We start from the raw sequence: 18,770 nt of genomic DNA, 5'->3' as shown, positions 1-18,770 counted from the left end.
CTGTGGGCTGCATCACGGTATAACTGATGCATCAGTCAGACCCCCGGGTCGGAACGACAAGCGACGAGAGGCGAACGCTCGATGGAATGTGAGAACCCAGGTGGAGGCGCCGGGCAGGTGCTGCGCCCCGACGTCCATCGCGGGCGGGTGGCACTGATCACCGGTGGAGGCACCGGGATCGGACGCGCGATCGCGCTGGACATGGCGAGGTGTGGAGCCGACGTCGTCATCAGCGGCCGCCGGTCCGAGCCCCTCGAAAAAACCGCCGCCGAGATCGAGGCGCTGGGCGCCCGGGTGCTCGCAGTGCCCGCCGACATTCGCGAGGAAGAGCAGGTGACCGACCTGGTCGACCGCGCTCTCGACACATTCGGCCGGATCGACATCCTCGTCAACAACGCCGGCGGCCAGTTCGCGGCGCCGGCCGAGGACATCACCAGCAAGGGATGGCGCGCCGTTCACCGCCTCGCCGTCGACGCCACCTGGGCGGTCACCCGGGAGGTCGCCGTTCGCGCGATGATTCCGCAGCGGTCGGGATGCATCTTCTTCATGGCGTTCTCCCCGCGTCGCGGAATCGCATCGATGGTCCATGCCACCTCGGCCCGCGCCGCGCTCGAGAACCTCGCGTCCGGACTGTCGCTGGAGTGGAGCAGGTACGGAATCCGGTCGATCTGCATCGCCCCGGGCACCATCGCGACGGAGGGCATGGAGGGCAACTACACCGAAGAGGCCCGCGCGCAGTGGACGTCCGCGGTTCCGCTCGGACGCCTGGGTACGGCCGAGGACGTCTCCGGAGTGGTCACATTCCTCGCGTCGCCCGCAGGCAGTTACGTCACCGGCACCACGCTGGTGATCGACGGCGGCGCCGACGCCTGGGGTACGGGTCACCCCGCTCCGAAGGTCGAGGAGACGCGATGAGCACGATCACCGACCGTGACCTCACGGCACTGTTCGACCCCCGGTCGGTCGCCGTCCTCGGTGCCAGCAACGACGAGACGAAGTACGGCAACTGGATCAGCGTTCAGGCGCTCCGCATGAAGGGCAACCGGTCGGTCCACCTCGTCAACCGGCGCGGTGAGCGCATCCTGGGACACCCTTCGCTCCGCAGCCTGTCGGAACTCGACGAACGAGTCGATCTCGTTGTCATCACCGTTCCGGCACAGGGTTTCGAGGAGGCCGTGGACGACGCCCTCGCGGCGGGCGCCACCGCCATCGTCGGCGTCACCGCCGGTTTCGCCGAACTCGGTGCTGCCGGAAAGGCTGTGCAGGATCGGGTCGTGGAGCGGGTGCGGGCGGCCGGAGCCGTCCTTCTCGGGCCGAACTGCCTGGGTGTGCTGGATTCGAGCACCGCGCTGACGCTGGCCTCGAACGCGCTTCCCGCCGGACGGGTCGCGCTGCTCTCCCAGAGCGGCAACATGGCACTCGAACTCAGCCAGTTCCTCGAGGCCCGCGGGCACGGGTTCTCCCGGTTCGCCTCGCTCGGGAACCAGGCAGACCTCGGCGCCGCCGACCTCATCCGCTCCTGCGTGGAGCACGACGACACCGATCTCATCGCCGTGTACTGCGAGGACTTCGGTGACGGGCGGGCGTTCGTCGATGCCGCCGCGCAGGCATCCCGAGCCGGGAAGCCGGTTCTGCTGCTGACGGTGGGTGGCAGCGCGGCCTCCATCCGCGGGGCGCAGTCGCACACGGGATCGCTGACGTCCGACAGCGCGGTCATCGACGCGGCCTGCCGGGCTGCCGGGGTGTACCGGGTGTCGAGTCCACGGCAGCTCGCGGACGTGGCGGCCACACTCCTCGGGTACGGACCTGCGGAGGTACGCAGGGTCGGCGTCATCGCGGACGGCGGCGGGCACGCGGGTGTCGCGTCCGACGTCGTCGAGGCAGCCGGACTCGCGGTGCCGGAGTTCACCGCCGACATCAGCAGCGCACTGCGCACTCTGTTGCCGCCGTCCGCCGGGGTGACGAACCCGGTCGACCTCGCCGGAGCCGGGGAACAGGACATCACCTCGTTCGTCTCGGTCCTCGACACCATCCTGCAGAGTCCGGCCGTCGATTCCGTCCTGCTCACCGGATACTTCGGCGGCTACGGAAGTTACGGCGAGAACCTCGCGCGAGCGGAGGTCGACACCGCCCGTGCGATGGCCGAGACGGCGCGCACCCACGGCAAGCCGGTCGTCGTGCACACGATGCATCCCGACAGCGCCGCGGCCCGGGTCCTCGCCGACAGCGGAGTTCCGGTCTTCCGGGCGGTGGAGGATGCCGCGGGTGCGCTCGGGATCATCGCCGAAACCGCTGCGCCGCAGCATCATGCGAGCCTGTCGAGCGAGCCGGCCGAGCCGGTCACCAGCGACGCGTACTGGGACGCCCGCGAACTCTTCCGCACTGCGGGCGTCGAGTTCCCGGACGCGCAACTGGTGCGGACCTGCGCCGAGGCGGTGGCAGCGGCCGACACCGTGGGGTACCCCGTGGTCCTGAAGGCGATGGGGTTGCTGCACAAGTCCGACTCCGGCGGGGTGGCGCTCGGATTGGGAACCGCGCAGCAACTCACCGACGCGTTCACGCGGATGGACGACTCGCTCGGTGCGCCCGCCTACTGCGTGGAGGGGATGGCGGACCTCAGTGAGGGAGTCGAACTCATCGTGGGAGTCCAGACCGACCCGCGGTTCGGTCCCGTGGCGATGGTGGGTCTCGGCGGTATCTTCACCGAGGTCCTCGCGGACGTCGCCTTCGCGCTGGCGCCGGTCGATGCGGAGACCGCCCGCGGCCTGCTCGACAACCTGCGGGCGTCCGCTCTGCTCCGAGGGGTTCGCGGCAGGCCCCCGATCAACGTCGACGCGGCCGCGGATGCCATCGCCGCCGTCACGACCGTGGCCACCGCACACCCCGAGATCGCGGAACTCGAGATCAACCCACTGTTCGTCACTCCGAAGCACGCCCTCGGACTCGACGCACGCATCGTCCTCAGCTCATCGAACACCAACTGACACAAGGAAGTTCTTTCACCATGGAATTCGCATACAGCCCCCGCCTCGCCGACCTCAAGGAGCGCGCACGCGCCCTGACCGACACGATCATGCAGTTCGAGGACGAGTGCGAAAGAAACAACGGAATTTCCGACGAATCCCACGCCACCATCAAGGCGGCCGTCCTCGCATCGGGACTGCAGGCGATCAACACCCCCGTCGAATACGGCGGTGCCGGACTGACGGTGCTCGAGCAGGCCGTCGTGCAGGACGAACTCGGTAAGCTCACCAACGCGCTGTGGGACACGGTGTGGCGGCCCGCGAACCCGCTGACCCATGCGACCCCCGAACAGCGGGAGCGCTACCTGATTCCCGGTGCCCGCGGTGACCGCCGCGACGCCGTCGCGATCTCCGAGGCCAACGCGGGCTCGGACTTCTCCGCGGCGAGTACCACCGCGACCCCCGACGGCAACGGCGGGTACATCATCAACGGCGAGAAGTGGTTCGTCACGGTCGGTGACGTCGCCGATTACCTCATCGTGCTGGCCAACGTCGAACCCGAGCACGCCGCAACGATTTTCCTGATCGACGTCGACACCCCGGGTGTGAAGATCAAGCACATCCCCCGCTACACGCACACCTTCGTCTACGAGCACCCCGAGTTCACGTTCGAGAATGTGCGCGTCGGAGAGGACGCCGTGCTCGGTGGCATCGGGCAGGGTCACGACCTCACCCGCGACTGGTTCACGGAGGAGCGGCTGATGATCGGCGCACGCACGATCGGTGCCGCCGAGCGGGCGCTGACCCTGGCCGTCGACTGGGCGCGGGAGCGGGTGCAGGGCGGCGAGCCGCTGATCAATCGTCAGCTGATCCAGGGCATGATCGCCGACTCCGTCGTGGACATCACCACCAACCGGGCACTCACCCACCAGGTGGCGTGGGAATTCGACCAGGCCGACCCCCACGACGCCGATCTGCGAAAGACGCTGCACGCCAAGGCCGCGACCGTGAAATTGGCCGCCTCGGAGGCGTCGAACCGGGTGGCCGACCGGGCCGTCCAGATCTTCGGTGGGCGCGGCTACATCCGCGACTACCCCGTCGAGCGGCTGTGGCGCGAACTGCGCGTCGACCGCATCTGGGAGGGCACGTCGGAGATCCAGCGCCTGGTCATCGCGAACGAGGCCAACAAGCGGGGTCTCGACAACCTGCTGTCGTTCCGCTACGAGGCCGGGGAGAAGTAGCACGATGTCGACCGAGAACCCCGGGACCGTCGATGTGCGCCGCGACGGCGACGTCGCCGTCGTCACCCTGAGGCGCGAACGGAAGCGGAACGCGCTGTCCACGCACATGGAAGCCGAACTGCTCGGCGCACTGGGGTCACCCGAGGTGAAATCCAGCCGTGCGGTGGTTCTCACCGGGGGCGACTCGGTGTTCTCGGCCGGCGCGGACGTCACCGAACTGCGGGAGATGACGCCGGAGGCGATCGCCGAGTACTACCGGACCTCCGGGTCGGTGTACGAGGCGCTCGCGGCTCTCCCGCAACCCACCGTGTCCGCGATCACCGGCTACTGCCTCGGCGGCGGGCTCGAACTGGCTCTCGCCACCGACATCCGCGTCGCCGATCCGGCCGCGGTCTTCGGATTCCCGGAGATCGGAATCGGAATCCTCCCCAGTTCCGGTGGGGTCACCCGCATCACCCGCGTCGTCGGGGCGGGCCGTGCCCGCGACCTCGTCCTGCGCGGACGGCGCTTCGATCACACCGAGGCCGAACGCTGGGGCGTCGTCAGTGAGATCGCCCCTCCCGCGGAGCACGTGAAGCAGGCGCTGAGCATCGCGCACGAACTCGCGGCGTATTCGCCGCTGGCGCTGAGCATCACCAAGCAGGTGCTGGACGTCAGCGCCGACTCCCCGCACCATGCCTCGCTGCTGCTCGAGCAGCTCGCCTACTCGGCGCTGAACAAGACAACCTCTTAGCGGTACCGGCCGAGTGCGGCCGACTCGACCGCCACCCCCAGGGTGACGGCACCAATCTACGTAGTGGAGACGACATGAGTTCCTTCGACGTGATGGACAGACCCGCCAAACGCGGGTTTCACACCAAGCTCCTGATCGCGTGCTGTGGCGGACCATTCCTGGACGGGTACGTCATGAGCATCATCGGCGTGGCCCTGCTCGGGGTGACCGAGCAACTTCACCCGACGACAGCCGAGGCAGGGTTGATCGGTGCCGCCTCGCTGATCGGTATCTTCTTCGGCGCCACAGTGTTCGGCTTCCTCACCGACCGGATCGGCCGGGAGAAGATGTACGCCCTCGACCTGGTGGTACTGGTCGTCGCGTGCGCATTGTCGGTGTTCGTCCAATTGCCGTGGCAGCTTATCGTTCTGCGCTTCGTCATCGGTGCGGCCATCGGTGCCGACTACCCTATCGCCACCTCGCTGCTCACCGAGTTCACTCCCACCAAGAAGCGCGGCGCCATGGTCGGGATGTCGGCCGTCGCGTGGTCGGCGGGCGCGGTTGCCGCGTACGTGGTCGGTGCGCTCGTCGTCGGCATCTCCGGTGGCAACGACCATTGGCGCCTGCTCCTCGCGTCCAGTGCGGTGCTGGGTCTGATCGTGATCCTGGTGCGCCGCGGAATCCCGGAGTCGCCGCGCTGGCTCCTGAAGAACGGCCGGGTGGCCGACGCCGAGGCCGTGGTCGAGAAGATCTACGGGGAGAAACTCGACCTGAGCAAGGTCACCGTCGAGGACACGGCGGACAAGCCGAAGGCCGACATCCGGATCTACTTCCGCGGCCAGTACCTGGCCCGGCTGATCATGTGCAGCGCTTTGTATCTGGCGGTCGTCACCCCGCTCTACGCGTTGCTGACATTCCTGCCCACGATCCTGTCAGGCTTCTCGATCTCCGGTGACGGTTCCGCGGGGCTCATCGTCGAAACCGTCATCATCGGGCTCATCGTCGCCGGATCCATCCCCGCACTGTTCCTGGTCGAGAAGTGGGGCCGGCGTCCGATCGCCGTGGTCCCGTTGGCCCTGATGGTGATTCCGCTGGCAGGGCTGTGGTTGTGGGCGGACGGTCCCCTCTGGTTCATCGTCGCCGCCTTCTGCGCGTACGCGTTCATCTCCGGCGGTCCGAGCATCCTGGTGTGGATCTACCCCAACGAACTCTTCCCCACCGAGTTCCGGGCGACCGCGGTGGGAATCGCCACCGCGGTGAGCCGGTTCGGCGCCGCGACGGGCACGTACCTGCTGCCGCTGAGCATCTCGGCGCTGGGAACCGGCACCACGATGCTCTTCGGTGCGGTGCTGACGGCGGTCGCGTTCGTGATCTGCTTCTTCATGTCGCCGGAGACGAAGGGGAAGTCGCTTGAAGAGGTGTCCTCCGTAACCGCTGCCCCGGTAATGGGGACGAGCGCTCCCCGGGTGGAGAAGTTGGAGGAGGCGTCCGCGCCGCGAACCTGAGGATCGTTACCTCCCGCCCCTGCCGGCTTCCGATGTCGGCAGGGGCGGGCCCGGTGCGAACATGTCCCGCTGCCTGGGAGAAGGGGCTCCCGACCGGGCCGGTGCTGCGTTACTCTCACCACTAGAACACGTTCTATTCGACTGAGGAGTTCGCATCATGGCACCGTCCGCAGAAGACATCCGCAAGACCGTCGAGAGGTACATCGAGGCGGTGGCCACCGGGACCACCGACGACGTCGTCGCGCTGTACGCCGAGGGCGCCACCGTCGAGGATCCGGTGGGTACCGAGCCGCGGACCACGGTGGAATCGCTGCGGGAGTTCTACGGGGTGATCGAACCGCTGAAGCAGACCGGCGAGCTCCTGACGCTGAAGATCGCCGGAAACTCGGCCGCGTTTCACTTCTCCCTCGTCACCGACCTGGGTGAGCAGAAGCTCGAGATCGCGCCGATCGACGTCATGACGTTCGACGACGACGGCAAGATCACCTCCATGCGCGCCTTCTGGTCGCAGGAAGACATGATCACGAGCTGACCGACGGCCGGGCCCGGCAACCACACCGCAATTCGGCCCGGCTGATCAGCGACTGTGCTTACCATGGCGTGGTGGCCACCGACGTCGCCGGGCAGGCCGCACGGCGTGCCCGACGCAGAGCAGTCGTTCGAGCCGGTACGCGCCCCGGGCGCGCACCGCGTAGCTGGCTGGCGGTCGCCGGGGCCCTGACCGCCACGGTGCTCGTGGCGTGCTCCTCGGGTTCCGGGGGCCACCCCGATCCGATCGACCTGGACCGCGCCACCGACAGCGGGCAGCTTCCGTGGACGGAAGTGCTGCTTCCACCGCAGACGCCGACGACGGTCCCGTTCGGTCCGCCCGGCACCGACCTGCCGAGCGAATCCCGCGCGGCCGGGATCCGGGTGATCGGCGACCGTGCCGGTCTCTACGGCGGAAGCCCCGACCGGGTGCTCTGCGACCGGCAGCGTCTCGTCGACGACCTCGAGCAGGATCCGGCGAGGCTACAAGCCTGGTCGAGCGTGTTCCAGGTCGACGACGTGCGGAATTACGTCCGCACCCTGACACCGGTGCTGCTCCGTGCGGACACCCGCGTCACCAATCACGGCTTCGACGACGGGCATGCGAGCGCATTCCAGTCCGTTCTCGAGGCGGGGACCATCGTGTTGATCGACGACCACGGCGTTCCCCGCGTCCGATGTGTGCGCGGAAGCCCACTGCTGTCCCCGGTGGTGAACGAGAACGCGGACGTGCAGGGCGATCCGTGGCCGGGTTTCCAACAGGACAGGTTGTACGTCGTGCAGCCCTCCAACCTGGCGATGACCGAAGTGACCGTGGTGGATCTGATGACCGGTGGACTGTCGCCGGTGCCGATCGGTTCCGGCCCGCAGCAGCCGGTGGAGCGCCCGAATCCGGTGGCGCCCGTGGAAGCCCAGGCGCCGGTGGTGGATTCGCCGCCCGCGGTGGTGCAGCAGGCGGCTCCCCGTCCCGCGCCGGCTCCCTCCCCGGAACCTCCGCCTCCGCCCCCGCCGCCGGCACCCGCTCCGCCTCCACCGCCGCCGCCGCCCGCGCCCGAGCCGCAGGTGAACTACCCGCCTCCCGCCGCGCCGGCGCCCGTACCGCCACAGCAGATTCAGGTGCAGATTCCGGGTCTGCCACCCATCGTCATCCCCATTCCCAACTGAGGGTCGGCCGCGGAGACTCGGCTACAGGGTGACGAGCGCGGCGTTGATCACGATCGCCTGGGTGAAGAGGGTCCAGTCGTTGATGATGTGCGCGCCCGTCGAGACCCACAGGTTCTTGGTCCGGATGTAGGCGAGGGTGAGCACCAGTCGGGCCCCGCCGATCACGATGAAGGCCTGCGCGAAGTTCCAGTCGTAGGTTTGCAGGTGGGCGGCGCCGAACCACACCGCACTGAGCAGCCAGGCCAGGATGATCGCGGTCTTGCGGGACAGTTTTGCCTTGGCGAACAGGAAATACATCAGCGCGAGAAACGGGACCATGGTGAAGACTTCTTCGCCGACCAACTGGATCCCGGTTCCCACGTAGAACGCGGCCGTGTCGAGCGCACCGCCCTCGCCTGCACCGTCGATGGCCTCGTTGGACGCCACCCCGAACAGGGCCCGCACGATCAACGCCAGCACGGACGTGACAACGAGGTTGAGCACGGCGAAGCCGATCATCGTGAGGACGTCCCGGCCGTGCACCTTCCGGAACAACGCTGTCCAGTGCTCGCGCGTCACCATCGCCAGCACGACGAGCGGGATGACGACGAACAGGATGCGCGGAAGCAGCGCAACGACGTTGTCGGGATACGGGATGAGGACCAGGGCCGCGAAGCCGACTGCGACCGAGGCCCATGCCAGGACCCACTGCCGCACCGACAGCGTGGTGGGCGTCCCGTTGTAGAAGGGGAAGTCGGCGTCGTCGCGGCGCTCGATCAGGGGACCGAAGCGGTCGTGGGACGACGCCGGTTCGTGGACGGGAACGGCTCTCGGGCCGGAACCACTACTCATTGATCGGCCCCTCTGCAGGTGGATGGACTCAGGCGGCAATTTTCCCAGCAACCCACGACCCCGACCACCCGACGCGCCCGCCGGGCCGCACAACGGACAGTTAACGGAAGGAAACTTATCTATACCTGTGGCAAACTCCTTGCACTTGTATTGACATGTTGTCCCGGGTGGGTCCACAGTGAGTCGCATGACAACTCAACGACGCTACGACGTGGTGGTCGTCGGTGCCGGAATCGTCGGCCTCGCGCACGCGTATCACGCGCGCAATCGAGGCCTGTCCGTGGCGGTGATCGACCACGCCGACCGAGTTGCGGGCGCGTCCGTCCAGAACTTCGGCCACGCCTGCATCACCGCCCAGTCGGGCGTCGCCCGCGACTACGCCCGAGCGGGCCGGGAGCACTGGCTCGACCTGGCACGCAAGGCCGGGTTCTGGTCCGCCGAATCCGGAACATACTGCGTGGCACGACATGACGACGAGCTGGCCGTCATCACCGAGTTCGCCGAAGTACGCGAACCGGCCGAAGTGGAACTGCTGTCCCGAGACCGGATCCTCGGCGCGTTACCCATCGTCGGCGACCGCGTCGTCGGGGGCATGTACATGGCCGACGACCTCCAGGTGAACCCGCGGGAAGCGGCCCCCGCCATTGCGCGGTGGCTCGGAGCGTCGGGCGTCGACTTCTTCTGGCGGACCGCCGCAACCGGATTCGACACCGGAGTCGTTCATACCTCGCGGGGCGATCTGCACGCGGCGACGGTGTTCGTCACCGTCAACTACGACATCGACCGCCTGTTCCCGGAGCCGGCCGAGCGCGGCGGGCTCCTGCGGTGCCGGCTCCACATGATGCGCGCGAGGATTCCGTTGTCCGCGCCGTTGTCCGCGCCGTTGTTCACGGGCTGGTCGCTCGTGCGGTACAGCGGTTTCGAGAATCTTCCTGCGACGGCGGCGGTCGCGGCAAGGCTGCGTGACGAGTACCCGGACTACGTCGATCTCGACCTCCACCAGATGTACACACCGCAGCCCGACGGGTCGATCCTGCTGGGCGACACCCACATCCGTGAGATCTCGGCGGAGCCGTTCCAGTCGGAGAAGGGGTTCGAGGTGCTGATCCGTGAGGCCGCCGCCCTCTTCGGCGTCTCGGACGTCACCGTCACCGAACGCTGGCAGGGCGTGTACAGCTCGGCACCCGATTCCGAGTTCCTGATCGAGGAGCCGATCGATGGCGTGCACATCGTCACCGTGACCACCGGAATCGGCATGACCACCAGCATGGGTCTGGCGAAGGACCGCATCGACCACGTCTTCGGCAGCGACATCCTGCCCGTAATGGCATAGCAGCACAATCACATTCACCGAACACCGAGAGGAACCAGGCAATGGGAACACATCACCGGGACATCAGCCTCGTCGTCTTCGACATGGCAGGCACCACCGTGGAGGACAGCGGGCTGGTACAGCAGTCCTTCCTCGCCGCGGACGAGCATGCCGGACTGTCGAAGACCGACGAGGACCGCCGGCAGATGCTCGACTACGTCTCCGACACCATGGGCCAGTCCAAGATCGTCGTCTTCCGCCATCTCAGCGGCGGTAACGAGGAGCAGGCGCAGGCCGCGAACAAGGAATTCGAACGCTGCTACTCGCAACTCGTCGACGACGGTCGGTGCAGCGCGATCCCCGGCGCCGAGGAACTCTTCGGCTCCCTGCGGGAGCAGGGCATCAAGACGGCGCTCACCACCGGGTTCGCGCACGAGACGCAGATGTCGATCATCCGCGCGCTCGGCTGGCAGGACGTCGCCGACGTCGTGTTGTGCCCCGGAGACGGTGTCCGCGGCCGCCCCTTCCCGGACCTGGCGCTGACCGCGTTGATGCGCACCGGCGCCCCGTCCGTGCAGTCCATGGTGGTGCTCGGCGACACCACGTCGGACGTCACCACCGGCCTCCGCGCCGGAGCACTCGCCTCCGTGGGCGTGCTCACCGGCGCCCACGACGCCACCCAGCTGTCCGAGGCCGGGGCCACCCACGTTCTCGACAGCGTCGCAGATCTGCCCGGTCTGCTCGCCGAACTGCGCAACACCTGATTTTCCGATCAGGCTCCGTTGCCGTCGTCCGACGGAAGACGGGGGTCGATGGTGCGGGCGTTCACGATGCTGAAGGCGACGAGGTCGGGGCGGTACCGATCGTCCGCGTACTCGAACGTGTCGCCGTTCTGATCCCGCGACGTCCGACGTTCCCGAAGCAACGGGCTGCCGGGGTCGATGCGGAGATTCTCGGCGTCGACCCCAGTTGCGGCGACGGCGTCGAGCACGTGCTCCATGGATTCGAAGCGGACGCCGCGGGAGGTGAGGTAATCGGTGATCGATCCGGTGTCGATGTCGAAGTCGAACAGCAGGGAGCCGACGCGGTCGGTGAACGTGCTCCGCTCGATCATCGTCGGTTCGCCGTCCAGCAGCCGGACGCGGAGCACCTCGACGACGAAGTCGTCCGGAGCCGATCCCAATGCGCTGGCGGCAGGTTCGGACACCCGGCGACGTGAGATCTCGAGCGTGCGGCTCCCCGCGACGCGGCCGGTTCGACGCGCCCACTGCGAGAAAGGGGTGAACGTGTCCAGGGTTTGCGTGATGTCGTGACTGCGCACCACGGCCGGTTTGCCTTGGGACAGCTGGATGAGCCCCTCGTTCTTCAACGTCGCCAGGGCCTGGCGCACGGGACCGCGCGAGACCTCGAACTCCGCGCACAGCATGCTTTCGCTGGGCAGCGACTCACCCACCGCGTATTGCCGCTGCATGATGCGCTGCCGGAGCTGGAGTGCGACGAACTCATGGCGGGAGCGTGCCTCCACCATTGCGCATCACTCCACTTCCCCGCCGGTCGACGGTCGCCACTGCGAGTCAGGTGCATTCTAATGGCGTCGTCGTTACGCTACAGTGCTGAAACACGTTCCAGCCGGTGGAGGGATGCGGAGCATGGCGTCGTCGACGGAGCGGGTGGTCACGGTCGACGGATTCCGTTGGCAGATTTCCGAACTCGGTGACGGTCCGCCCGTAGTCCTGTGCCACGGATTCCCGGGGCTCGGCTACAGCTATCGCCATCAGATGCGGGCTCTCGCGGCTTCCGGGTACCGGGCGATCGCCCCGGACATGCCCGGCTACGGCGGCACCGACGTGCCCCGCGACATCGACGATTACACGAACGAGCGGGTGTCGGACGCGCTGATCGGCCTGCTCGACACGCTCGGTCACGAGCGTGCCGTGTTCGTCGGCCACGACTTCGGCGCGCCGGTCACCTGGACCGTCGCACTGCGTCACCGCACACGCGTGTCCGGGCTGGTGCTACTGGCGGTCCCCTACGCGCCCGACCGGTTCCCGCTGCGACCGTCGGAGCTGTATGCGTCGATGGCGCGCAAGCACTTCCTGCACATCCACTACTTCCAGGAACCCGGTGTCGCCGACCGCGAACTCGACGCCGATCCCCGCGGATTCCTGCAGCGGCTGTTCTATGCGTTGTCGGGCGCCTACCGCTATCTGGACATCTGGCAGCACCCCTCGGAGGGCAACGGCTACCTGGACGTGCTGCCCGAAGCCCCACCCCTGCCGTGGTCGTGGCTGACGGAGGACGAGTTCGACCACTATGTGGAGGTCTTCACCCGGACGGGATTCACCGGCGGACTGAACTGGTACCGGGCGTACGACGCCAACTGGGAACGCTCCGGGAATCTCGCCGGAGCCGAAATCGAGGTGCCGACGCTGTTCGTGGCCGGTGCGCACGATCCCGTCCTCACGATGAGTGGTGCGCAGGCCCTCGACCGGATGCGCGACACCGTCCCCGACTTGCGCGGACTCCATCTCGTCGAGGGCGCCGGGCACTTCGTCCAGCAGGAAAGACCGGACGAGGTGAACGAGCTGCTGCTCACGTTCGTCGCGGGCGGTACAGGCGGCGACGACGGCGACTCGGCTCGGGCAGGTGACCGGTGATCTCGAGGTGCGCGGTGAACACCCACTCCCCGGACCGCTTGCGCGCCAGAGCCTTCGATGCGGCATCGATCGTCCCCGTTCCGTCACTGGAAACCCGAGGATTGTGTCGTGGGTGGGCTGTGGGTGGCATCGCCTAGCATCGTCAGCATGACGTCGCCGAGTGCCGCACTGTCGTATGCCGAACTGCTCGACACGGTTGCCGAATCGCACCGGACGGTGGAGGCGACGCTGGAGGGATTGACCGACGACCAGGCGCGGGAGCCGTCGTTGCTGCCGGGGTGGAGCCGGGGGCACGTCGTCACGCACCTCGCGAGGAATGCGGACGCGCTCAACCGGTTCGCGGTCGGGGTGATCACCGGCGAGGCCGCGCCCGAAATGTACCCGGGCGGCCCGGCCGCGCGGGCCGCGGCGATCGAGGAGGGGGCCGGGCGTCCGGCCGAACTACTGGCGGCCGATTTCCGCTTCGCGGGACGGCGGGTGCTCGAGTCGCTGCGGCGGATCACCGAAGATCTGTACGAGACGCCGGTGAACTGGCGTCAGCGGGTGCCTGCGCGGCAGGTGCCGGTGCTGCGGTGGCGTGAGCTCGAGATCCACCACGTCGACCTGGGGCTCGACTACTCGGCGGCCGACTGGCCGGCGGCCTTCGTGGAGCACACGCTGGAAGCGGAGCTGCCCGAGCTGGCGGCCAGGCATCCGGACGTCGCGGTGCCGGAACTTCCGCGCACCGACCTGCTGGCGTGGGTTATCGGGCGCCCCACGCGGGAGGGCTTGCCGCCCGTGCCCGCGTGGCCGTTCTGAGCGTCAGGCGTACTCGACGTTCTCGAACGTGTCGGCCTCGTCGAGCGCGTCCCAGATGATCGCGTAGCGCTTGTGGGTCATCTCGTCGGCATCGACGAGCAGGGCGTCGAACAAGGACTTCGGGTTGTCCTGCCACGTCTGAACGAGGCCCGCGACCGCCTGCGGAGTGAACAGACCGGACCGCGCTGCCGCCTCGATCCACTCGTCGAAGTCGCCGCCGTGAATCCGCTCGACTGCTTCGCGATCGACCTCGCCGTCGCCGAGATCGAGGGTGAACATCGTCGCGAAGACGTCGCCGTCGACGGCGACGACGGTGTCGCTGTACATACGCTGGTCGGTGTTCATCGTGGGGATACCTCCTGGGAGTCAGCTCGTTGAATCTGACTCACGTTTGCGACCTCTGCTGATGAGAAGAACTGTAGGGCGACTGATTGTGAGCAGCTTAAAGCCTTTCTGTGAGATCAATCTGTGATCTATCTCACGCAGGTTTCTTCGTTGTCAGCGGACCCTCAGCACGATTTCTGTGGGGTGCGCATCACTCGGTGTCTCCACCGCGTTGCGCACGGCTTTTGCGACGGTCGACGGCTTCAGATACTTCTCCGGCAGGTACTCGTCGCCCTCGCCGGCCACGATGGCGCGCTGCATATCGGTGTCGATCCGACCGGGGTGAATTGACGTTACGCGCAGTAACGGCTCCTCGAGACGCAGCGCGTCACCGAACGCCCGCAGGGCGAATTTGCTCGCCGCATACGACGCCCATCCGGCGTTCGCGCGGAGCCCGGCACCCGAGTTGATCAGGACGACGTGCCCACCCGCGGCGCGGAGAGCGGGCAGCAGCAGCCGTGTCAGTTCGGCCACCGCGACGACGTTCGCCTCGAGCGTGTGCCGCCACTGTTCGACGGCCGACTCCGCGACGGTCGCGAGATCGGCGACGCCGGCGTTGTGGACGAGCACGTCGAGTCGCTCGATCGGGGCGCACGCCGCCGCCAGCGCGTCGTAGTCCGTCAGCTCGACCGGCCAGGGCGTCGCCTCCGGCAGTTCGTCGAGGATGTCGGTCAGCGACCCGGCCGACCGGGCGCCGAGCAGGAGGTCGTGGGTCGGGGCGAGTTCGCGGGCGATGGCGGCTCCGAGGCCACGGCTCGCGCCGGTGATCAGGGCTGTGGGCATGCTGTCGAGGCTAACGCCCGTGAGTACTTGTCAACGTCGGGCGGTTGACAAGTACTCACAGCGCGGACCAGTGGTGCCACGTCAGGTCGCGGATCGCGATCACCGGCCCGTCGGGGCGGCGGTCGACGTACTGCGGGTACTTCGCGGCGAGGACGTCGATCGCGGCGCCGCCCGCCGGGGAGTCGGGGGTGAGCACCTCGGCCCGGCCGTCGACCCGCACCCACCACAGGTGGTCCCAGTTCTCGTCGTAGTGGTCCACGAGCAGGGTGACCGCGGGGTTGGCCGCGATGTTCGTGAGACGTCGTAAGGCCTTGGTGCGCTTCGGTTTGTGGTCGACGCAGGAGTAGATCGTGTCGGAGTCGAGTGCGAAGACGAGCGGGACGAGGTGCGGCACCCCGTCGGCCCCGACCGTGGCGAGCCGCGCGATGCGGGCGGCCGCGAATCGCGCGACGGCGTCCATCACGGTTCCATCAGGTAGTCGCCGCTCACCGGTTCTGGGAGGGCGGGAATGCCCAACGGGCGCTTGAAGTACGCCCAGGGGAACCACAATGTCCCGACCTTCTGCCAGCCGTCGGACTCGAGCTTCTGGCGGCTCGCCAGCGCCGACACGCGGGTGTGTTCCCACTGCTCCTCGGACTTGCGGACGGTGTGGAACAGGGTGCCGAACCCGACGGAGTGCCAGCCGTACGAACCGGCGTGGTTGAGGATGCGCATCTCGTTGAACGCGGTGAGCGGGGTGAGCCGGCGGGTCCGGCCGTCCGGGTCCGTGTCGGGGGCGTCGCCGATCCGTTTGCCGAAGCGTTGTTGCGCCGCCTGCCGCGACATGCCGAGTGCGGCGCCGACCGTGTCCCAGCTGTGGCCGGCGGAGCGTGCGGCGGCGATCGCGGAGACCAGCAGTTCGTCGACCGACTCCCGTGCCTGCGAGGTGAGCCGGACGAGGGCCAGGTAGGCGGCGGGGTCGTGGTCCAGCCTCGGGTCGATCTCGGGGTCCGCCTTGGCGATCGCGTCCGACAGCAGTTGGGTGAGCGCGGCGTCCGGCATGTGTCAAGTATTCGTTGACAAGAGTCATCTTGTCAATCAAATGTTGACTGAGGGCGTGTCTCCCAATTCCCGGTTCGGCGCTCCTGACGCCCAATCGCCGGCCTGCTGCGTTGTCGTCGGCGCCGATACGACAGCGGTATCGGCTTCTCCTCCGCCTTGCCGGACGACGATTGTTTCGCCAGGTGCATCCGAGCCAGGTGCATCCGAGAGGAATTGGGAGACACGCCTAACTCGTGACGAGGGTGATGCCGAGGGTGAGCATCAATGCGGAGATCCCGGCGTCGAGCACGCGCCACGCGCCGGGGCGGGCGAACACCCGGTGCAGGAACTGGGCGCCGTAGCCGAGCGCGAGGAACCAGACGACGCTCGAGGTGGCGGCACCGAGACCGAACAGCCACCGGCCCGAATCGCCCTGGTTGTTGGCCACCGAGCCGAGCATCAGCACCGTGTCGAGGTACACGTGCGGGTTGAGCCACGTGAGTGCGAGGCAGGTGAGGATCGACGTCGCGAGGGTCGCCGATCCTATTTCCTGCGTCGCATCGAGCGTTCCGGGGCGGAGGGCGCGGCGAGCGGCGAGCACCGCGTAGGAGACGAGGAATGCCGCGCCCGCCCAGCGGATCACGGTGATGGCGGCCGGAGCGTGCGCGAGTACGGCGCCGATCCCGCTGATCCCGACGGCAATGAGCACGGCGTCCGACACCGCGCACAGCACGACCACCGGCAGGACGTGCCTGCGTGCGATCCCCTGTCGCAGGACGAACGCGTTCTGCGCGCCGATCGCGACGATCAGCGACAGGCCGGTACCGAAGCCGGCGGCCGCCGTGAGCAAGGCAGGGGTGAGGTGCATGAGGACCACGCTACGAAGCCCGCGACCATCAATCCAGCTAATTATCCTTCATTGCCATTAGCATTGCTTCATATGGATCTGGACCTCGCTTCTCTCCGCACGTTCGCGGCCGTGATCGACGAAGGCACCTTCGACGCCGCGGCCCGGGTCCTGCACATCACGCCGTCCGCGGTGAGCCAGCGGATCAAGGCACTCGAGCAGCAGGTCGGACGCGTGCTGGTGCAGCGGGCCAAGCCGGTCCGGGCCACCGAGTCCGGGCACGTCGTGCTCACGCTCGCCCGCCAGATGGCCCACCTCGAGCGCGAGGCCATGTCGTCCCTCAATCCCGAGGAGGCGACGACGAGCACGCTGTCGCTGGTCGTCAACGCGGATTCGCTGTCCACGTGGATGATTCCGGCCCTCGCCCGCCTGGCGCCGGAGCATCGGGCGCTGTTCGATCTGCATCGGGAAGACGAATTCCACTCGACCACCCTGCTGAAGGAGGGCACGGTGATGGCCGCGGTGACGTCCGTCCCGGAGGCGGTGCAGGGCTGCACCGTCGAGAAGCTGGGGTCGATGCGGTACCGCGCGCTCTGCAGCCGCGACTACGCCGACCGCTGGCTCCCCGACGGCCCGACGGCGGACGCCCTCGCGGTGGCGCCGATGCTCGACTTCGACCGCAAGGACGAACTGCAGGCCCGGTTCCTGCGCGGATTCACGCGGCGCAGGCTCCAGCCGCCGCGGCACTTCGTTCCCGGCTCTTCGGCGTTCTCCGACGCCGTCCGCCACGGACTGGGCTGGGGACTGCTGCCGGAATTACACACCGGCGACGACCACGGGCTCGTCGAACTCGACCCGTCCCGCCCGGTCGACGTCCCGCTGTACTGGCAGCGATGGAAGCTGGATTCGCCGATCCTCGCGGCGCTCACCACCGCAGTCCGGGACGGGGCGCGCGAAGCGTTGCGGTGACGTCGGGGCGGGCGCAACACTGGAGGCATGGACGCCGACAGCCCGATGGACCCGGTGCAGGCCCTGCGAGAGACAGCGTTCTGGCTCGAACGGTCGCGTGCGGAGACGCACCGGGTGAAGGCGTACCGGCGTGCCGCCGACGTGGTGGCCGAACTGTCCGAGGAGCAGCGGGACGTCCGCCGGCGCACCGACAGCTGGAAGGATCTGCCGGGCATCGGACCCAAGACGGCGACCGTGATCCGGGAGTCGCTCGACGGGGTGCCCGTCTATCTCGCGGAACTACGGGAGAACGCGGAGCCGATCGGCGGCGGCGCGCTGCGGGAGGCACTGAAAGGCGACCTGCACACTCACTCCGACTGGTCGGACGGTGGCAGCCCCATCGACGAAATGATGCGCAGTGCAGCTGCGCTGGGTCACGAATACTGCGCTCTGACAGACCATTCCCCACGCCTGACGGTCGCGAACGGGCTGTCGGCGGAGCGGCTGCGTTCTCAGCTGGAGGTGATCGCCGAGCTGAACGAGGAACTGGCACCGTTCCGCATCCTCACCGGCATCGAGGTCGACATCCTCGACGACGGTTCACTCGACCAGGATCCGGATCTGCTCGACGAACTCGACATCGTCGTCGCCAGTGTGCACTCCAAGTTGCGGGCGGAGCGCGGGGCGATGACCCGCCGCATGGTCCGGGCGGTGGAGAATCCGCTGGTGGACGTGCTGGGACACTGCACCGGCCGCCTCGTCGAAGGCGGGCGCGGGACCAGGCCGGAGTCGACGTTCGACGCGGAGCAGGTGTTCACCGCGTGCCGCGACAACGGCACCGCCGTCGAGATCAACAGCCGTCCCGAACGCCGCGACCCCCCGAGCCGTCTCATCGATCTGGCCATGGACCTGGGGTGCCTGTTCTCGATCGACACCGACGCGCATGCACCCGGGCAACTTGCCTGGCAGGGGTATGGATGCGAGCGGGCGATGCGGTGCGGTGTCGAGGCCGACCGCGTCGTGAACACGTGGTCCGCCGACGACCTGCTGGAATGGGCCAAGTAGCGCCCGTGCGTG

Annotated in this window: 20 protein-coding genes; 13 read left to right on the top strand and 7 right to left on the bottom strand. The window is 68.0% G+C overall.

Annotation, left to right across the window (positions count from 1 at the left end):
- Positions 1–81 precede the first annotated feature (81 nt).
- The 7 genes from PSR88_RS18355 (at position 82) to PSR88_RS18325 (ending at position 8,113) form a co-directional block, all read left to right on the top strand.
- Complete coding sequence (locus PSR88_RS18355) at positions 82–915, top strand: SDR family NAD(P)-dependent oxidoreductase (protein WP_011596223.1); 834 nt, start codon at positions 82–84, stop codon at positions 913–915.
- Entirely contained in the window at positions 912–2,984 is a 2,073-nt protein-coding gene (locus PSR88_RS18350) for an acetate--CoA ligase family protein (RefSeq protein ID WP_009476696.1), read from the top strand. The genes PSR88_RS18355 and PSR88_RS18350 overlap by 4 nt, the downstream gene beginning before the upstream one ends.
- A 20-nt stretch (positions 2,985–3,004) precedes the next feature.
- Positions 3,005–4,204 carry an acyl-CoA dehydrogenase family protein gene (locus PSR88_RS18345; protein ID WP_009476695.1) on the top strand — a complete coding sequence of 400 codons (1,200 nt, stop codon included), beginning with the start codon at positions 3,005–3,007 and terminating at the stop codon, positions 4,202–4,204.
- A gap of 4 nt (positions 4,205–4,208) precedes the next feature.
- A complete protein-coding gene (locus PSR88_RS18340) occupies positions 4,209–4,937 on the top strand; it encodes an enoyl-CoA hydratase/isomerase family protein (protein ID WP_011596222.1) in 729 nt (242 codons plus the stop codon).
- 74 nt (positions 4,938–5,011) lie between these two features.
- The gene (locus tag PSR88_RS18335) at positions 5,012–6,421 is read left to right on the top strand and encodes an MFS transporter (RefSeq protein ID WP_011596221.1); all 1,410 of its coding nucleotides are present in this window, start codon (positions 5,012–5,014) and stop codon (positions 6,419–6,421) included.
- 157 nt (positions 6,422–6,578) lie between these two features.
- Entirely contained in the window at positions 6,579–6,953 is a 375-nt protein-coding gene (locus PSR88_RS18330; protein WP_005249169.1) for a nuclear transport factor 2 family protein, read from the top strand.
- Positions 6,954–7,021: 68 nt separating this feature from the next.
- On the top strand, positions 7,022–8,113 hold the full coding sequence (locus PSR88_RS18325) for a DUF6777 domain-containing protein (RefSeq protein WP_029539745.1): 1,092 nt from the start codon (positions 7,022–7,024) through the stop codon (positions 8,111–8,113).
- 21 nt (positions 8,114–8,134) lie between these two features.
- Here the strand turns inward: PSR88_RS18325 and PSR88_RS18320 are convergent, their stop codons facing one another.
- Positions 8,135–8,944: a CPBP family intramembrane glutamic endopeptidase gene (locus PSR88_RS18320; RefSeq protein ID WP_016884735.1), complete on the bottom strand. Its 810-nt coding sequence runs from the start codon at positions 8,942–8,944 to the stop codon at positions 8,135–8,137.
- A 187-nt stretch (positions 8,945–9,131) separates the two neighbouring features.
- Between PSR88_RS18320 and PSR88_RS18315 the strand changes: the two genes are divergently transcribed.
- The gene (locus PSR88_RS18315) at positions 9,132–10,277 is read left to right on the top strand and encodes a TIGR03364 family FAD-dependent oxidoreductase (protein WP_011596218.1); all 1,146 of its coding nucleotides are present in this window, start codon (positions 9,132–9,134) and stop codon (positions 10,275–10,277) included.
- A 41-nt stretch (positions 10,278–10,318) separates the two neighbouring features.
- Complete coding sequence (locus PSR88_RS18310; protein ID WP_009476689.1) at positions 10,319–11,020, top strand: phosphonatase-like hydrolase; 702 nt, start codon at positions 10,319–10,321, stop codon at positions 11,018–11,020.
- A gap of 8 nt (positions 11,021–11,028) precedes the next feature.
- Here the strand turns inward: PSR88_RS18310 and PSR88_RS18305 are convergent, their stop codons facing one another.
- A complete protein-coding gene (locus PSR88_RS18305) occupies positions 11,029–11,784 on the bottom strand; it encodes a GntR family transcriptional regulator (protein ID WP_011596217.1) in 756 nt (251 codons plus the stop codon).
- A 121-nt stretch (positions 11,785–11,905) separates the two neighbouring features.
- On the opposite strand from PSR88_RS18305, the gene PSR88_RS18300 reads away from it, so the two are divergent.
- Both PSR88_RS18300 and PSR88_RS18295 read left to right on the top strand, forming a co-directional pair.
- Positions 11,906–12,913, top strand: coding sequence for an alpha/beta fold hydrolase (locus PSR88_RS18300; protein ID WP_016884736.1), 1,008 nt, complete (start codon positions 11,906–11,908; stop codon positions 12,911–12,913).
- Between the two features lie 147 nt (positions 12,914–13,060).
- A complete protein-coding gene (locus PSR88_RS18295; protein WP_029539746.1) occupies positions 13,061–13,711 on the top strand; it encodes a maleylpyruvate isomerase family mycothiol-dependent enzyme in 651 nt (216 codons plus the stop codon).
- A 3-nt stretch (positions 13,712–13,714) separates the two neighbouring features.
- Here PSR88_RS18295 and PSR88_RS18290 read toward each other — a convergent pair whose 3' ends face one another.
- From PSR88_RS18290 to PSR88_RS18270, 5 genes are all read right to left on the bottom strand, one after another.
- Positions 13,715–14,056, bottom strand: coding sequence for a hypothetical protein (locus PSR88_RS18290; RefSeq protein WP_011596214.1), 342 nt, complete (start codon positions 14,054–14,056; stop codon positions 13,715–13,717).
- A 153-nt stretch (positions 14,057–14,209) separates the two neighbouring features.
- Positions 14,210–14,878: an SDR family oxidoreductase gene (locus tag PSR88_RS18285; protein WP_016884737.1), complete on the bottom strand. Its 669-nt coding sequence runs from the start codon at positions 14,876–14,878 to the stop codon at positions 14,210–14,212.
- A 55-nt stretch (positions 14,879–14,933) separates the two neighbouring features.
- Positions 14,934–15,338 carry a TIGR03668 family PPOX class F420-dependent oxidoreductase gene (locus tag PSR88_RS18280; protein ID WP_011596212.1) on the bottom strand — a complete coding sequence of 135 codons (405 nt, stop codon included), beginning with the start codon at positions 15,336–15,338 and terminating at the stop codon, positions 14,934–14,936.
- Entirely contained in the window at positions 15,338–15,919 is a 582-nt protein-coding gene (locus PSR88_RS18275; RefSeq protein ID WP_011596211.1) for a hypothetical protein, read from the bottom strand. The genes PSR88_RS18280 and PSR88_RS18275 overlap by 1 nt, the downstream gene beginning before the upstream one ends.
- A gap of 226 nt (positions 15,920–16,145) precedes the next feature.
- Positions 16,146–16,766 (bottom strand): LysE/ArgO family amino acid transporter, encoded by a 621-nt coding sequence (locus PSR88_RS18270; RefSeq protein ID WP_011596210.1) that lies wholly within the window; start codon positions 16,764–16,766, stop codon positions 16,146–16,148.
- Between the two features lie 72 nt (positions 16,767–16,838).
- On the opposite strand from PSR88_RS18270, the gene PSR88_RS18265 reads away from it, so the two are divergent.
- Together PSR88_RS18265 and PSR88_RS18260 are read left to right on the top strand one after the other, a co-directional pair.
- Positions 16,839–17,714 carry a LysR family transcriptional regulator ArgP gene (locus PSR88_RS18265; protein WP_016884739.1) on the top strand — a complete coding sequence of 292 codons (876 nt, stop codon included), beginning with the start codon at positions 16,839–16,841 and terminating at the stop codon, positions 17,712–17,714.
- 45 nt (positions 17,715–17,759) lie between these two features.
- Positions 17,760–18,758 (top strand): PHP domain-containing protein, encoded by a 999-nt coding sequence (locus PSR88_RS18260; protein ID WP_029539747.1) that lies wholly within the window; start codon positions 17,760–17,762, stop codon positions 18,756–18,758.
- Positions 18,759–18,770 lie beyond the last annotated feature (12 nt).

The sequence above is a fragment of the Rhodococcus sp. DK176 genome (assembly GCF_038447315.2).
Lineage (GTDB): Bacteria > Actinomycetota > Actinomycetes > Mycobacteriales > Mycobacteriaceae > Rhodococcus_F > Rhodococcus_F jostii_A.
This window is presented reverse-complemented; position numbering and strand designations above follow the sequence as displayed.

Excerpts from the sequence above, each read along its gene's own strand:
- PSR88_RS18355 (WP_011596223.1), top strand. The coding sequence starts at position 82 with ATGGAATGTGAGAACCCAGGTGGAGGCGCCGGGCAGGTGCTGCGCCCC.
- PSR88_RS18350 (WP_009476696.1), top strand. The coding sequence starts at position 912 with ATGAGCACGATCACCGACCGTGACCTCACGGCACTGTTCGACCCCCGG.
- PSR88_RS18345 (WP_009476695.1), top strand. The coding sequence starts at position 3,005 with ATGGAATTCGCATACAGCCCCCGCCTCGCCGACCTCAAGGAGCGCGCA.
- PSR88_RS18340 (WP_011596222.1), top strand. The coding sequence starts at position 4,209 with ATGTCGACCGAGAACCCCGGGACCGTCGATGTGCGCCGCGACGGCGAC.
- PSR88_RS18335 (WP_011596221.1), top strand. The coding sequence starts at position 5,012 with ATGAGTTCCTTCGACGTGATGGACAGACCCGCCAAACGCGGGTTTCAC.
- PSR88_RS18330 (WP_005249169.1), top strand. The coding sequence starts at position 6,579 with ATGGCACCGTCCGCAGAAGACATCCGCAAGACCGTCGAGAGGTACATC.
- PSR88_RS18320 (WP_016884735.1), bottom strand. The coding sequence starts at position 8,944 with ATGAGTAGTGGTTCCGGCCCGAGAGCCGTTCCCGTCCACGAACCGGCG.
- PSR88_RS18315 (WP_011596218.1), top strand. The coding sequence starts at position 9,132 with ATGACAACTCAACGACGCTACGACGTGGTGGTCGTCGGTGCCGGAATC.
- PSR88_RS18310 (WP_009476689.1), top strand. The coding sequence starts at position 10,319 with ATGGGAACACATCACCGGGACATCAGCCTCGTCGTCTTCGACATGGCA.
- PSR88_RS18305 (WP_011596217.1), bottom strand. The coding sequence starts at position 11,784 with ATGGTGGAGGCACGCTCCCGCCATGAGTTCGTCGCACTCCAGCTCCGG.
- PSR88_RS18300 (WP_016884736.1), top strand. The coding sequence starts at position 11,906 with ATGGCGTCGTCGACGGAGCGGGTGGTCACGGTCGACGGATTCCGTTGG.
- PSR88_RS18295 (WP_029539746.1), top strand. The coding sequence starts at position 13,061 with ATGACGTCGCCGAGTGCCGCACTGTCGTATGCCGAACTGCTCGACACG.
- PSR88_RS18290 (WP_011596214.1), bottom strand. The coding sequence starts at position 14,056 with ATGAACACCGACCAGCGTATGTACAGCGACACCGTCGTCGCCGTCGAC.
- PSR88_RS18285 (WP_016884737.1), bottom strand. The coding sequence starts at position 14,878 with ATGCCCACAGCCCTGATCACCGGCGCGAGCCGTGGCCTCGGAGCCGCC.
- PSR88_RS18280 (WP_011596212.1), bottom strand. The coding sequence starts at position 15,338 with ATGGACGCCGTCGCGCGATTCGCGGCCGCCCGCATCGCGCGGCTCGCC.
- PSR88_RS18275 (WP_011596211.1), bottom strand. The coding sequence starts at position 15,919 with ATGCCGGACGCCGCGCTCACCCAACTGCTGTCGGACGCGATCGCCAAG.
- PSR88_RS18270 (WP_011596210.1), bottom strand. The coding sequence starts at position 16,766 with ATGCACCTCACCCCTGCCTTGCTCACGGCGGCCGCCGGCTTCGGTACC.
- PSR88_RS18265 (WP_016884739.1), top strand. The coding sequence starts at position 16,839 with ATGGATCTGGACCTCGCTTCTCTCCGCACGTTCGCGGCCGTGATCGAC.
- PSR88_RS18260 (WP_029539747.1), top strand. The coding sequence starts at position 17,760 with ATGGACCCGGTGCAGGCCCTGCGAGAGACAGCGTTCTGGCTCGAACGG.